This window comes from Chitinivorax sp. B, from assembly GCF_005503445.1.
Taxonomy (GTDB): domain Bacteria; phylum Pseudomonadota; class Gammaproteobacteria; order Burkholderiales; family SCOH01; genus Chitinivorax.
This window is the reverse complement of record NZ_SCOH01000018.1, coordinates 54,872-68,074: the sequence shown is the minus strand read 5'-3', so window position 1 is coordinate 68,074 and position 13,203 is coordinate 54,872. Positions and strand designations below refer to the sequence as shown.

At 51.1% G+C, this 13,203-nt stretch carries 14 protein-coding genes; 7 read left to right on the top strand and 7 right to left on the bottom strand.

The features are described from left to right. The first annotated feature begins 11 nt into the window (after positions 1 to 11). From FFS57_RS12725 to FFS57_RS12710, 4 genes are all read left to right on the top strand, one after another. Positions 12 to 695 carry a class II aldolase/adducin family protein gene (locus FFS57_RS12725; protein ID WP_137938205.1) on the top strand — a complete coding sequence of 228 codons (684 nt, stop codon included), beginning with the start codon at positions 12 to 14 and terminating at the stop codon, positions 693 to 695. Positions 696 to 819: 124 nt separating this feature from the next. Further along, positions 820 to 1,347 carry an adenine phosphoribosyltransferase gene (locus tag FFS57_RS12720; protein ID WP_137938171.1) on the top strand — a complete coding sequence of 176 codons (528 nt, stop codon included), beginning with the start codon at positions 820 to 822 and terminating at the stop codon, positions 1,345 to 1,347. A 3-nt stretch (positions 1,348 to 1,350) separates the two neighbouring features. Further along, positions 1,351 to 2,415 carry an S-methyl-5-thioribose-1-phosphate isomerase gene (mtnA, locus tag FFS57_RS12715; protein ID WP_502705916.1) on the top strand — a complete coding sequence of 355 codons (1,065 nt, stop codon included), beginning with the start codon at positions 1,351 to 1,353 and terminating at the stop codon, positions 2,413 to 2,415. Positions 2,416 to 2,417: 2 nt separating this feature from the next. After that, a complete protein-coding gene (locus FFS57_RS12710) occupies positions 2,418 to 3,044 on the top strand; it encodes a D-glycero-alpha-D-manno-heptose-1,7-bisphosphate 7-phosphatase (RefSeq protein WP_171013906.1) in 627 nt (208 codons plus the stop codon). A gap of 323 nt (positions 3,045 to 3,367) precedes the next feature. Here the strand turns inward: FFS57_RS12710 and FFS57_RS12705 are convergent, their stop codons facing one another. Continuing rightward, positions 3,368 to 4,243, bottom strand: coding sequence for a DNA/RNA non-specific endonuclease (locus FFS57_RS12705; RefSeq protein WP_137938170.1), 876 nt, complete (start codon positions 4,241 to 4,243; stop codon positions 3,368 to 3,370). Between the two features lie 1,142 nt (positions 4,244 to 5,385). Next, entirely contained in the window at positions 5,386 to 6,786 is a 1,401-nt protein-coding gene (locus FFS57_RS12700; RefSeq protein ID WP_137938169.1) for an FAD/NAD(P)-binding protein, read from the bottom strand. A 195-nt stretch (positions 6,787 to 6,981) separates the two neighbouring features. Here FFS57_RS12700 and FFS57_RS12695 point away from each other — a divergent pair, with 195 nt between their 5' ends. Next, on the top strand, positions 6,982 to 7,386 hold the full coding sequence (locus FFS57_RS12695) for a YkgJ family cysteine cluster protein (RefSeq protein WP_137938168.1): 405 nt from the start codon (positions 6,982 to 6,984) through the stop codon (positions 7,384 to 7,386). 73 nt (positions 7,387 to 7,459) lie between these two features. Here FFS57_RS12695 and FFS57_RS12690 read toward each other — a convergent pair whose 3' ends face one another. The 3 genes from FFS57_RS12690 to FFS57_RS12680 are packed head-to-tail and all read right to left on the bottom strand — an operon-like array spanning position 7,460 to position 9,218. Further along, positions 7,460 to 8,290 (bottom strand): class I SAM-dependent methyltransferase, encoded by an 831-nt coding sequence (locus FFS57_RS12690; protein ID WP_137938167.1) that lies wholly within the window; start codon positions 8,288 to 8,290, stop codon positions 7,460 to 7,462. A 23-nt stretch (positions 8,291 to 8,313) separates the two neighbouring features. Continuing rightward, positions 8,314 to 8,700 (bottom strand): hypothetical protein, encoded by a 387-nt coding sequence (locus FFS57_RS12685; RefSeq protein WP_137938166.1) that lies wholly within the window; start codon positions 8,698 to 8,700, stop codon positions 8,314 to 8,316. Between the two features lie 50 nt (positions 8,701 to 8,750). Beyond that, positions 8,751 to 9,218 carry an Lrp/AsnC family transcriptional regulator gene (locus tag FFS57_RS12680; RefSeq protein WP_137938165.1) on the bottom strand — a complete coding sequence of 156 codons (468 nt, stop codon included), beginning with the start codon at positions 9,216 to 9,218 and terminating at the stop codon, positions 8,751 to 8,753. 151 nt (positions 9,219 to 9,369) lie between these two features. On the opposite strand from FFS57_RS12680, the gene FFS57_RS12675 reads away from it, so the two are divergent. Both FFS57_RS12675 and FFS57_RS12670 read left to right on the top strand, forming a co-directional pair. Continuing rightward, positions 9,370 to 10,287 (top strand): DMT family transporter, encoded by a 918-nt coding sequence (locus FFS57_RS12675; RefSeq protein WP_137938164.1) that lies wholly within the window; start codon positions 9,370 to 9,372, stop codon positions 10,285 to 10,287. 33 nt (positions 10,288 to 10,320) lie between these two features. After that, positions 10,321 to 11,496 (top strand): amino acid aminotransferase, encoded by a 1,176-nt coding sequence (locus FFS57_RS12670; protein WP_137938163.1) that lies wholly within the window; start codon positions 10,321 to 10,323, stop codon positions 11,494 to 11,496. 39 nt (positions 11,497 to 11,535) lie between these two features. Here the strand turns inward: FFS57_RS12670 and FFS57_RS12665 are convergent, their stop codons facing one another. Both FFS57_RS12665 and FFS57_RS12660 read right to left on the bottom strand, forming a co-directional pair. Continuing rightward, a complete protein-coding gene (locus tag FFS57_RS12665) occupies positions 11,536 to 12,078 on the bottom strand; it encodes a M48 family metallopeptidase (RefSeq protein ID WP_137938162.1) in 543 nt (180 codons plus the stop codon). Positions 12,079 to 12,196: 118 nt separating this feature from the next. After that, entirely contained in the window at positions 12,197 to 12,991 is a 795-nt protein-coding gene (locus FFS57_RS12660; protein ID WP_137938161.1) for a substrate-binding periplasmic protein, read from the bottom strand. Between the last annotated feature and the right edge of the window lie 212 nt (positions 12,992 to 13,203).

Below are 13,203 nucleotides of genomic sequence, written 5' to 3'. Positions count from 1 at the left end.
GGATTCCGATCATGAACGATGCCAACCTGCGACAGCAGGTTGTTTCCACTGCAGGCCAAATGGCCTCGCTTGGGCTCAATCGAGGCACATCTGGTAATGTTGGTGCCCGAAGTACCGATGGCCTGCTTGTCACCCCATCCGGCGTGCCTGCCGAACACATCACGCTGGATGGGATTGTCTCACTGTCCATGGCAGGAGAGGTGATTGGCAAAGGGCGTCCCACCAGCGAATGGCGCATTCACCGAGACATTCTGCAAGCACGGCCCGAGGTGCATGCCGTTGTTCACGCGCATTCGCCATTTGCCACCACGTTGGCCTGTCTTGGGATGGACATCCCGCCGTTTCATTACATGATTGCCGTTGCTGGCGGCGACACCATTCGCTGTACGCAATATGCGCTTTTTGGCACGCAAGCTTTATCCAATCATGCCCTTACAGCCCTAGCTGACAGAAAAGCGTGTTTATTGGGAAATCACGGCATGATTGCCATTGGCAGAGACTTGGACGAAGCCTTGTCTATCGCTGTCGAAGTCGAATCGCTGTGCGAGCAATACTGGCGGGCATTACAAATAGGCCAACCGCGTTGCTTGTCACCCGATGAAATGCACGCAGTATTGGATCGGTTCAAGGGATATGGGCGATGGGGACAAACCAATGATCCGGCGCTTACACCGAATGATCACCTTACACCCTGAATGACCGGTACGGTAGCGCTGGCACCGGTTGTGAACGGCGGTACTTGCACAAAAGAGTTGTAGCACGACACGATAGATTTCATTAATCAATTATCGGCATAGCAGCCCTAGCCTAAGGATCACCATGCCAATCAAATCGAAGATCCGCACCGTGCCACATTACCCGAAACCCGGCATCATGTTTCGGGATATCACAACCCTCCTCAAAGATCGAGAAGCATTTCGATCCGCCATTCACGAACTGGCAGAACGCTATCGCGAAAGCAGCATCGACAAAGTCGCCGGTATCGAATCACGTGGATTCATCCTGGGCGCGCCACTAGCAATCTTGCTTGGTGCAGGCTTCGTACCTATTCGCAAAAAGGGCAAATTACCAGCCGAAACCATTGGGCATGACTATGAACTGGAATACGGTATAGATCGGGTTGAAATCCATGCGGATGCAATTGAACCGGGTGAACGAATACTACTGGTAGACGACCTGATCGCCACAGGTGGCACCGCAGAAGCTGCGCTTCAATTGGTAGAACAAACAGGAGGGCACGTCGTGGAATGCTGTTTTGTGATTGACCTACCTGATCTGGGTGGGCGTATCCGCCTTGAGAAGCAGGGGCAGCAAGTCTTTTCACTTTGCGAATTTGAAGGACACTGAGCGATGGATACCCAAACCAAGATGACCACGATTGAAACGCTACGCTGGCGTGAACCGTATCTGGAAATGATTGATCAGCGCATCTTGCCAGCGCGATTTGAATACCAGGCATATGATTCGGCCGCCAGCACTGCGGAAGGTATTCGAAACATGGTCGTGCGTGGTGCGCCCGCGATTGGCTGCGCAGCTGCGTACGGCGTTGCACTGGAAGCGCGTCGACTTCAACGTGCTTCATTCCCCGATTTCGAACAGGGGCTGGAAGCTAGCTTTGCGCTACTGTCCGCAAGCCGCCCGACAGCGGTCAACCTATTTTGGGCGTTGAACCGCATGCGCACCAAATGGAACGCCAATCGCCACCAATCGCCGGCCAGCGTTGCGCAGCTACTCTTGCACGAAGCGCACGAAATACTGGCCGAAGATATCCGGATCAACCGGGCAATGGGAGCCCTAGGTGCCGACTTATTGCCGGATGGTGCCCGGGTGTTGACACACTGCAACGCCGGCGCGCTGGCCACAGCTGGCCATGGCACTGCATTGGGCGTTATCCGCTCCGCTCGGGAGGTAGGTAAAAAAATCTCCGTCATTGCCGATGAAACCAGGCCCTTTCTACAAGGTGCCAGGTTGACTGCGTGGGAAATGGTGCAGGAAAACATACCCGTTACGCTGATTACCGACAACATGGCCGGGTTTATGATGAGCCGCGGGGAAATTGACGCAGTCATTGTCGGTACAGATCGTGTTGCCGCCAATGCCGATGTCGCCAACAAAATCGGAACCTACATGGTGGCCGTACTGGCCAGACGACACAACATTCCATTTTATGTGGCCTGTCCGCTATCGACCATTGACATGACCATTCCGGAAGGCAACGCCATTCCGATTGAAGAACGCGCGGCGGATGAAGTCACCGGCTATCGCGACTGCCAATGGGCCGCTCAGGGTGTATCCGTACGTAATCCTGCCTTTGACGTCACGCCGGCCGAGTTGGTCACCGCGCTAATCACTGAGAAATGTGTTGTAAATCAACCAGACCGGGCAAAACTACTGAAACTGATGAAGCAGAGCTAGCCATGGACACCGCATTCATCTTCCGTCCTGCCCTATTTCTGGATCGAGACGGCGTGATCAACGTTGATAAGCACTATGTCCATCAACGAGAAGACTTCGAATTCAACGACGGTATTTTCGAGTTATGCCGACTTGCAGCCGACCGCGGAATGGCCATTGTCGTGGTGACCAACCAAGCGGGGATAGGAAGGGGCTTCTATTCTGAGCAACAATTTCACGATCTCACCAACTGGATGTGCGATCAGTTTGCCATGCATAGCGTAACCATTGACGCCGTCTATTTCTGCCCATATCACGCGGAGCACGGTATTGGTCGATACGCGGTTGATTCATTTGATCGTAAACCCAATCCCGGCATGATCCTGCGTGCGCAAGCAGACTTGGATCTTGATCTGCCTAGATCGATTCTCATTGGTGACAAACCTTCGGACATTGCGGCAGCCAAAGCAGCGGGTGTTGGCCTATCTGTTCTTCTGACATCTGAATTCGATGCGCAGATGATTCCGTTGCCGGACATATGCATACCCACTCTTCAAGCGCTCAATGAATACCTGGCAACGCTAGGAGAACCTTTCAAGCACACCACTGACACCCGGAATAAAGAGGCGACTTATCAGCTTCAGATATAAAGCCCATATATCATGACGCAGTTTGTGGTAGCCATTTCAATTCTGAAAGGGCAACACAATGCAAATATTGGCCACAGGCACCAACGGATTCATTGGGCGCAACCTAGGTAAAACGTTAACATTCTGTGGTCACCTGAGTCCAACGTGTGCCATAGCAAGGTGGTGCTTATTTGCGGGTGCAAATCCCACCCGGTGAGTTTTGCTCCCGCCAGAAGCAATCAGAACAATCAAGGAGGTAACGAAGTGGTTGAAGCCTTTGGTGTAGAGGGCCATTAAGTGATTTGGCGACCATGCAGACCGCCTGAATTCGACATGCCCATTGCTCAAGATCGGTGCAATGATCCGGATACAACTTGACTTTCCAAGAGGCGCAGGCCAGTCGCCTTCACAAAATTTGAATAGTCCATTGGCTTCTCAATACGAGTCTCGCTATTAGGGAGTATGTAAGCCCAGGCCCGCTGCGAGTTCTCGTCGTATACCAACTTGAATAATCGCGTTGGTACCCAAACCTTGTTTTTCCCAATGACGGCATGCCCGGAGTCAAAAATCGGACCGGTAAATACAAAAACGTTGCCACCTGCGCGTTTAACGTACTTCCTCACATCTGATTCGATCTTGCTCCAGATTTTTCGATTGTTGGTTGGGTCCTGCGGCACCATATTCGATAGTGCAAATGACTGCGCCATCGCTTTTTGATTTGGCGCATCGGCAGCTGGTGCTTGATGCCCTCGATCCACAGGCGGAGTCTGGCCACGGTAGTCACTTAGCTCGGCCCGTGCGCCGCTGGGAATGCGCGGGTCCGCATAGAATGCATTGGTTCGCTCCTCGCCTTTGGCATCATTAAGTTGTGCTGACGAAAGCCGTTCAACAACGATCATAGGCGTTTTGCTTGTCTTGGAATACAACACTGCAAAGTTGTCCGAACACAACGCCATCGGCTTCATCTTTGCGGGCATTCTGTCAATATCTAGCGGCTTTCCGGCAGGAAATTGGTCTTTACAGGCCGAAAACGAATCTTGCTTTTGTTTTGCCGAATAAAGTGCCAGTGCTTCTCTCTGACTTACGCTACCGGACCGGTATTCTTGCTTGTCGTGCTTTACTGGGAGTTTGATTAAATCATGCAGGCTACGAGCTTGTAGGGCGACAGCAAAAATAAGCGCAAGGGCGGACAGCCCTGTGGCAACTTTGCGCAGGTTCATTACCAACATCCTTTATTGATTAAGTTAAGGGAAGGTGAACAGGGGTATTCACCCGGCAGCGCTGTTCTTAGAGCCTGTTCAAAGTCTGTGATGAGCGGCCACCAGCGGGGTGAAGCGCAGCGCAAAAACCGGGGTGTATGGGTGATACATGAGGATTTTGAGCAGCACATGAGCCCTGATCGTGGTCGCGCAATAAGACGTTGAACAGGTTCTTAGGCATTGAATCTATTTTTTGAAATGGCGTTACGTGAGGTCGCGATCAAGGCCTGCGTGTTTAGAGCCAAGCGACTCACGCTAATGATGTGGCAGCCTCAAGGTCACCTCGGGATACACAACTCGTTTGTCATGCAATTTGTAGGGTGGTGCTTTGCGTAAGCCCTTGATTTAGCTTGTTGACCATGCCACTAAAGGATTCACAACGGCTTCTTGTAACTAACTGTTTTTAAATGATTAAAAAGATGTGTATAACGAGGTGCCTCAAGGTGAGCCCATTGCACAGAAGCACAACGTTACACACTGCGCTAAAGCACCTTGCCTGTGTTCACACTAGAAATTCACGGTGAGTTAAGGCCAAAGATTGGCAAACCATCGGTGCCATTTACTGGACAATCAAAAGTGTCAATTCAGACCGTGCATATGATTGTGGCAACGAGGCGGAATAACTTCAGATTGCACCTTGACCACAGCAAATAATGCAAATACCATATCAATCCAATCATAATATGTCAAATATACTGAATATAAAACTACACCTGTAATGCGCTATGCTACTTAACTATGATGTAACTAACGATTAAAAATGGCGTTAACGGTAATGGTAGGTACGAAAAATATCAACAATTAGACTTTGTTGTGTTGTAGATCAAGTCGTCTTATCAACCGATATGGGGATTTAATAGTTAAGGCGAACTGCATACTATGGATTGCGGTAGTTGGTGATACGATCAGAATCACTCATAGCAGGAGAAGTAAGTGATACATAAGACCTCATGTACCTTGTCAGCAAGGCGCTCCCGCCAATCCATGGCTATCCTCAAATCAGGCAAAACAACCTTTGCTATATATAGTTTTTCAATCGAATGCGATTTGAAATTTTGCTGGCGAGGTGCAGCAGCCAGACTCGGCCACATTGCAGTACTAGACTAGCGAACAGGTTGGGTTACAAATGGTTTTGCACCATGCGGAGTGGCCACGCGCAGCAATAAAGAAGCCAATTGTTGTGCTTGTACTCGCAACTCTGGTACCGATGTGGATTCCCAAATGCTGCCACGCCGTGCATGGCCGATCATATGAAGCCCAATGACAGGCTGGCCGCGCACATCAATCATTTGGCCATCCGGCATGCATTGTAGGCCCAGCCCAAGCACATCTGGTTGAGCTAGCCCCTGTTGGACCAGTGTTTGTTCCAGCGGTCGCCGTAAGGCGGCTTGGTAGCATGGGCCGGTGCAATTGATCAGGACATCCACTTCCAACGACGTCGGCTCATCAGGCCCCACTGCCATCGTCACAACAAAGCGCCCACTGGCCGTATGAACATGCAGGAAACGGCCACGTAACAGTTGTAAAGCACCATCCTGCACCGCCGACAGAATGGCCTCCCCAACTTCAGGGGCCATGCGGTGTCGATGGGCGTCCCAATACGGCCTTAAATGTCTTATAAAACGGTGGCGCTCCTTGTGCGGCAAGGTTTGCCAAAGCATTGTTGCATTTTCCCGTAACACCTTGAACTGCGCTTGCCACGACCAGGCAGGCCCAGCTTGCCTAACCAATGAACGAAATGCCCGCAACCGCTGATATAGCGTGCCTTGTGATACAGCACTACGAATTCTCATCGCCAGTTCGGACGGGAGTATGGGGAGCGGTGTGATGTGGGTATGCGGTAGTAATCCATGCCGTGAAACAGCATAACAAGGCCCGCTGTGCCCCTGTGCGCGCAATGCCAGGTATTGGTCAACCATGCTCAGGCCGGTGCCGATCATCATCACCGATGCATTGCGGTGTGTAATTGGCAGCGCGACACAGGGCCAAGGGGTAGGAAAGTAATAAGGATGATTCGTTGGTAGTCCACACTGCCCCAAGGGATCAAACATTGGTGGGTTGCCCAGCGCCAGCACGACCTCTGTTGCCATCAATGAATGACCGCGGCTCAGGGTAACTTGCCAGCCAGCCAATTCTGGCCTCAGCATTGTTACCGAATCGCGCAAATGCGCTACACATTCGTCACGCCACACGCTGTACACACGCTCCATGATGTACTGTCCATAGACGGCTCGTGGCAGAAAACTGTGTGGCGTGACATTGGGAAAACGCAACCGCGCCCAGACAAGAAAATCATCTGGCTCCGCCGCATCAAGGCTCATATCACCACAGGGGACGTTTAACAAGGATTGCTGAGCCCATGCTGCATAGGCCAACCCTCTCCCGAGCTCCAACGAAGGATCGACCACAGTGACCCGAAGGGACCTATCGCCCCGACGCAATAGGTGGAATAAAAGGGTTGCACCACAAAAGCCACCACCAACGATCACAACGTGACGATTCATTCAGTGCCCTTCCTGGCTGGGTATCCGCATCTAGGCGATAGCCAGAGCGAAGAAGCTAACCATTCTAATGATGCAAACCTAGGCTGGCACCTTCATATGCCATATCAAGTATTTAGAAGAATGTAACAAGCACTGAAAAGCCTAAGCAAAGTAACCGATTTTTGGAGATAATCCCGCTTTTTCTCGCACTACCTTATGTCTGCCCCAGTCAAGAAAGTCACCCACATCTCCAACCTTGATCGTACTGATACGTGGCTCAAATACCGGGCAGGACTATGTGATGGCTGTATCGCTACCTGTTGTACCATGCCTGCCGAGGTAAAACTGGTGGATCTGGTAAGGATGGATGTGGTGGACGCGTTCGAAATTGAAGCCGATGCGCCCAAGCAGATCGCCAAACGCTTGATCAAAGCTGGCATCATTGATCACTTTAATTTCAAGACCAGCACCTTCACTTTAGCTCGCCGTGCCAACAGCGACTGTGTGTTTCTTGACGCCAAAACTCGCCGCTGCAGTATTTACGACAAGCGCCCCAATACCTGTCGCAATCACCCTCAGGTCGGGCCACGGCCAGGGTATTGCGCATATCGAATGAAGTAACCGTCTTCCTGAAACACAAAGGCGCCAGTCTGTACTGGCGCCTTTACTGGGTTTTGAGACAACTGCCACAGGCTCAATCGACAAAGAACCGCTGTTCCAGTGATTGCAATCCCAATTCTTCCAGCAACATCTTCAGCCGTTCGGCCGGTTTACGCCGCGGTACATCCTTATTGTACTGGGCCACGATCAACTCATTCTTCATGGAATGTTCCCAACCTACCAGTTCAGTCACTGTGACTTGGTAACCATGAGCTTGTAGTTGCAAGCAACGCAATACATTGGTGGCCTGGCTACCGAATTCACGGGTATGGATAGGGTGCCGCCACAACTCGGCCAGTGGATTAGCCAGTGCTACAGCTTTGTTCTTACGCAACTCGCTGGCCACTTCGGCCTGACAGCACGGTACCAGCACGATGTGCCGAGCCTGTTTTTTCAGCGCAAAGTGAATGGCATCGTCAGTGGCTGTGTTGCAAGCATGCAACGCGGTCACCACATCGATCTGTTCTGGCAGTTGATCAGAAGTAATGGAATCCGCAACAGACAGATTCAGAAAAGACATCCCTGGAAAACCCAGATGATGTGCCAACTCACGCGATTTGGTGACCAACTCATCACGGGTCTCGATGCCGTAGATATGCGAAGTGTCGTTTAGTGTCTTGAAGAACAGATCGTACAAAATGAAACCAAGGTATGACTTTCCCGCCCCATGATCCACCAACCTGACCACATCGTGACGCTGTTTGACATCCTGTAACAGCGGTTCGATGAATTGGTACAAGTGGTAGACCTGTTTCAATTTGCGACGGCTGTCCTGATTCATTTTGCCGTCACGGGTCAGAATATGCAGCGCTTTCAGCAGCTCAAGCGATTGACCGGGACGAATGTCGTTCTTGTCTTGTTGCATGGTATTGCTTTCTAAAACCGTACTTAAACCGACATCGTCTGCCGCTGGGACTGATAAGCAGACAACGCCGCCTCGTCAGGTGGTAGGTAAATAATGTGTTGTTTGGGATATTTGGCCGCCCAGGCTTCAAGCTGGGGCAACGGCACATAGGCCGCAAGAATAGCGCCATACAATGGGCCAGGGTCCACCTTGGTGGTCAACAGTTTGACTGGCTTGCCAAAATATTGGGCCTTGCCGTCCTTTTTCAGAAATTTGACGGCACGTTCACCCAGCACCTCACCCAATGCGCCGTCCAGCTCACGCAATTCGGTCACGGCAATGCAAACCTCGCTACCTAACGAAAAGCCTTTGCGCAAAGCCAGTTTGACCGCAGCGATATCCGGCCCGATTTGAGAGGAATGATAAAACATGGTGTGGATCACTTTCTGAAAACAAGAATCAATGCAGCGGTCAGCAACCTTCAGGTTTGACTGACAAACGACAATGGCAAGGGGGCTCCACTTTTGACGGTGCGAATCGCGAAATTGCTGGTGATATCCTGCACCATCGAGAGCATTTGCAACTTGCGTACCAGCTTCTCATAATCGGGCAGGTCCCGCACCACCACTTCCAATAAATAGTCGAATGCGCCAGAGACCACATGGCAGCTGATGACCTCCTCCATGTGTAGCACCGCTTCTTCAAACAATCGTACAGCGTCTTCCCGATGGTGCATCAGGCGTACGTTCACAAATACCGTCGTCGCCAATTGCAAGCGGTTGCGATTCAGCACCGCACGGTAACCGCTGATGATGCCGCTGTCTTCCAGGCGCTTCAGCCGTCGCGCACACGGGGAAGCTGACAACGCCACCTTGTCAGCCAGTTCTGCCACGGTCAGCCGACCATCGGCCTGCAGCAACGTCAGCAATTGCCGGTCTATACGATCCATCGCATCACGCCTTGAGTGGTTTCCACCTATTTTACGTCGAATTGCGACTGAAACCACCAAACTTTTCCAAATTAACAGGGATTTTTGCCCGAAATCACTCACCAACAAGTAGGAGAATAACCATATTCATATCTGTAATAACGGCCCATCCATGAAAGCCAGCATTGCTCTGCCTTTACAGCCCGAGCGCAAATTCTTTGACAGTTATCTCGGTATCGCCGCATTGGCGGTCACGGTGTTGATCTGGGCCAGTTTTTTCCTGTCACTGCGGGCCGGCGCCCGTGCCAATCTGCCGCCCGCCGAGCTGGCATTGGTCCGTTTTGGCCCCGCCGGCTTGGTATTCCTGCCGGTATTGATCAGCCGCTGGCAACGCATCGTTGCAGTACCCAAACGCTATCTGCTTGGTATGTTTGCAGGTAGCGGGTTGCCCTATTTCCTGATTGCTGGCTTAGGTATGCGCCATGCGCCCGTCAGTGATGGCAGTACGTTGATTCCTGGCACGATCCCGTTGTTCGTCGCATTACTGGGTGGACTGCTCTATCGTCAGGTAACACCACGCAACCAATATCTGGCACTGGCCATGATCAGTATCGGTGCATCGATCATGCTGGCTTTCAACCATGGCAGCGGCGACGTGCTGCAAGGCTATGGCTTGTTCCTGCTGGGTAGCCTGATGTGGGCCAATTTCACCGTGTGCTTAAGACTGTCCGGCTTGAAACCGATGGAAGGTGGTGCGGTTGTTTCAACCGGCTCATTGATACTGTTGCTTGTCTGGATATTGCTGGGGCATCTCCCTACAACTCTGCTGGCAATGCCCATCTCATCGCTTGCATTTCACGGTTTGATTCAGGGACTTGGCGTCGGCCTGCTATCTACCTTGTCCTACGCCTATGCCATCACGCGATTGGGCGCGCCACGCGCCGCTGCAGCTGGTGCGTTGACGCCGGTACTGGCTTCAATACTGGCAGCACCGTTATTTGGTGAATTACCTGGAATGGCCTCATTAGCAGGTATGGCCATCATTACCGCAGGGGTCGCGCTGGCCAGCTGGCCGATCAATCGCCGCTGAACCAACCTATTTTGTTATTCCCGGAGCGTTGCCATGTTCAACTCCTTACCCATCCCTGCTGCCGACCCCATTTTGTCAGTTGCCGAGGCCTTTCGTCACGACACCCGTGAACACAAACTGGATTTGGGCATTGGTGTGTATCGTGATACCAATGGCCAGACCCCAGTGATGGGCGCAGTAAAGGCTGCCGCCATCACCTTGGCCAACGAACAAGCCAGCAAAAGCTACATTGGTCCGGCCGGCAATCCACGCTTTAACCAAGCTGTCATGAATTTGATGCTTGGGCCAGCCTATGACGCAGCTGCCTGGGTTACGGTGCAGACCCCTGGTGCCAGTGGCGGGCTCCGCCTGTTGGCCGATTTGATCGCAGCCAGCCAGCCTCAGGCTTGCGTTTGGCTCAGCAATCCCAGCTATGTAAATCACGCTCCCATTATGCAGGCGGCCGGATTGCGCGTCGCCAGCTATCCCTATCTGAATGAAAATCGCACCCAACTCGACCGGGATGGATTTTTTGATACCATCCGCCAATTGGGACCGCGAGACGTGGTCTTGTTACATGGCTGTTGCCACAATCCAAGCGGTGTTGACTTGAACAAGAGCGACTGGCGGCAATTGGCCAGCATGGCTTCGGCACAAGGCTTTATCCCATTCGTGGATCTGGCCTATCAAGGTTTTGGAGAGGGACTACAGGAAGATGCCATGGGTTTGCAGATACTGGCAGAGGCCGCCGACCAAATGCTGGCCGTGTATTCCTGTTCAAAACATTTTGGCCTGTACCGGGAGCGCACTGGCGCTGCCCTGGTGAAATCAGCGGACCCACAACGGCTACGCAGCAAGCTGTTTGAACTGGCGCGTCGCCAGTACACCATGCCACCGGACCATGGTGCAGAAATCGTTGCCCGTATCATGGAAAGTGACACCCTGCGGCACTGCTGGCAAGCGGAACTGGTAGCCATGCGTCACCAGATCATCCATACACGTCATCTGTTGGCACAAGCCCTTAACGTACATGGGATAGACGCGGGCTATCTACGCCAACATAAAGGCATGTTCTCTATGTTGCCATTGAACGACATGACCATTGACCAATTACGGCACGATTCAGCCATCTATCTGGTAGCGGGTGGACGCATCAACCTCGCAGGCTTGCCACACAATCGTATCAATGACTTGGCTGTTGCCCTGGCCAACAATGGGTTGATCGGCTGAACCCAATACTCAGCAATGGGTTCGACTGACCATGCCAGGTTAGGTAGAGATGGTCTGTTGTGCAGACCAGTCCAGATGGGTCAGGTATAAACGCAGATCCAATTCCAGCTGATGATAGGCAGGCTCCATGTGGGCACACAGCTGGTAAAACGCTTTGTTGTGATCACGCTCACGCAGATGCGCCAGCTCGTGCACCACAATCATCTTCAGAAATGCCGCAGGCGCCATCTTGAACAGCGATGCAACACGTATCTCGCTTTTCGCCTTCAGCTTACCGCCTTGCACCCGCGATATCGCCGTATTCAACCCCAGCGCATGATGGATCAAGCCCAGCTTACTATCGTATTGCACCTTGCTTAATGGTGGCGCATTACGCAGGTGTTCCTGCTTCAATGCGGTCGCATACTGATACAACGCTTTATCCGTCTGGACGGGATGCCCCTCAGGATACTTGGCCTGAACCAACGCGCCCAACCTATTCTGCAATAGCAGCTGCTGCGCTTGATACTGAATGGTTTCAGGGTAAGCCTGCAGATAAACCAGTTGATGTGGCCCGCCTTGGACGGTATGCCGATGTAACATCCAAGATGCCCTATGTGGTGTGATTTTGCCATATTAACGAAATAACAAATTGCACGCAAAGGCTCTCATTCCCTTTATCTTTGCCTCAATCCAATGTATTTCTTAATTAAAACTGTAACTATTTCATATATTTCTTAATTATTGAAGATAATTCACCAGATTTTTCCATATTAACAATCTCTTGGTCAACAACATACTTCAACATTTCACCTATCAACTCTTGCTTGGTGAACATCATGTGAAATGTGTTATCTGCCACACCAGGTAGAGGTGCACGCCCTAATGCAGGGTCGCCCATGAAGTCATAGACACCAATCTGAGTCAGCCCTGCCAGGATCTCAATATCCTCTGCAAAAACCTGGACACGGCCACGATGCAACATATTGACCAAGGTTACATAGTTATGAGTCCGGATCATTGACTCTTTGTCAATTTCACTCAAATTTGAATAAGAATAACCTTGAACGCCACCTATGGCATATTTATTTAGATCTGATTGAGCTTTTACATCCAATCCATCAGGAAAGTAGTTCTTTGAGTAAAAGTAATAGTAATGTGTTCGGAAGTAAGGTATTGATAAATGATATTGCTGCAACCGCTCAGGATTACTCGTTGCGTTCAGTATCATCTGATATCGCGTACCTTGCTTAACCTCAGAAAGACAACGCTTCCAAGGTAGAAGGTCAATCTTATAACGTATCTTATATTTTGAAAGAATAATATCAATCACCTCTACCGAATAACCCACTATTTCGTTTGTTCTCTTCTTATTTTCGCGCTTGTAATAAGTATAAGGCGGCCACTCTGCTCCATCATCACAAATCCTGACTACTGATCCTTTTAGATTATTTAAATCATAAGCAAGCAAAGGTAGAGCAATGATTGCCATCATGGTAACGATCAGCCACTTCATAGTTAGCCCCTACTGGTCACAGTAACAGTGCTGTGGACCTATCTGCTTTATTGATAGCACCGATTCACATTGGCAACTTACATCATTGTTAAAAAAGCACTACCCACCCTGATCGCCCCATCCACCAATGTGGGCAACTGACCCGCCGCATGCCCTGAAGACTGCCAGCGACAAAAACCTGCACTGCACCAAAGTCGTGCCAATCAACCTGA

Coding starts and splice junctions, on each gene's coding strand:
- FFS57_RS12725 (WP_137938205.1), top strand. CDS start 12: ATGAACGATGCCAACCTGCGACAGCAGGTTGTTTCCACTGCAGGCCAA.
- FFS57_RS12720 (WP_137938171.1), top strand. CDS start 820: ATGCCAATCAAATCGAAGATCCGCACCGTGCCACATTACCCGAAACCC.
- mtnA (WP_502705916.1), top strand. CDS start 1,351: ATGGATACCCAAACCAAGATGACCACGATTGAAACGCTACGCTGGCGT.
- FFS57_RS12710 (WP_171013906.1), top strand. CDS start 2,418: ATGGACACCGCATTCATCTTCCGTCCTGCCCTATTTCTGGATCGAGAC.
- FFS57_RS12705 (WP_137938170.1), bottom strand. CDS start 4,243: ATGAACCTGCGCAAAGTTGCCACAGGGCTGTCCGCCCTTGCGCTTATT.
- FFS57_RS12700 (WP_137938169.1), bottom strand. CDS start 6,786: ATGAATCGTCACGTTGTGATCGTTGGTGGTGGCTTTTGTGGTGCAACC.
- FFS57_RS12695 (WP_137938168.1), top strand. CDS start 6,982: ATGTCTGCCCCAGTCAAGAAAGTCACCCACATCTCCAACCTTGATCGT.
- FFS57_RS12690 (WP_137938167.1), bottom strand. CDS start 8,290: ATGCAACAAGACAAGAACGACATTCGTCCCGGTCAATCGCTTGAGCTG.
- FFS57_RS12685 (WP_137938166.1), bottom strand. CDS start 8,700: ATGTTTTATCATTCCTCTCAAATCGGGCCGGATATCGCTGCGGTCAAA.
- FFS57_RS12680 (WP_137938165.1), bottom strand. CDS start 9,218: ATGGATCGTATAGACCGGCAATTGCTGACGTTGCTGCAGGCCGATGGT.
- FFS57_RS12675 (WP_137938164.1), top strand. CDS start 9,370: ATGAAAGCCAGCATTGCTCTGCCTTTACAGCCCGAGCGCAAATTCTTT.
- FFS57_RS12670 (WP_137938163.1), top strand. CDS start 10,321: ATGTTCAACTCCTTACCCATCCCTGCTGCCGACCCCATTTTGTCAGTT.
- FFS57_RS12665 (WP_137938162.1), bottom strand. CDS start 12,078: ATGTTACATCGGCATACCGTCCAAGGCGGGCCACATCAACTGGTTTAT.
- FFS57_RS12660 (WP_137938161.1), bottom strand. CDS start 12,991: ATGAAGTGGCTGATCGTTACCATGATGGCAATCATTGCTCTACCTTTG.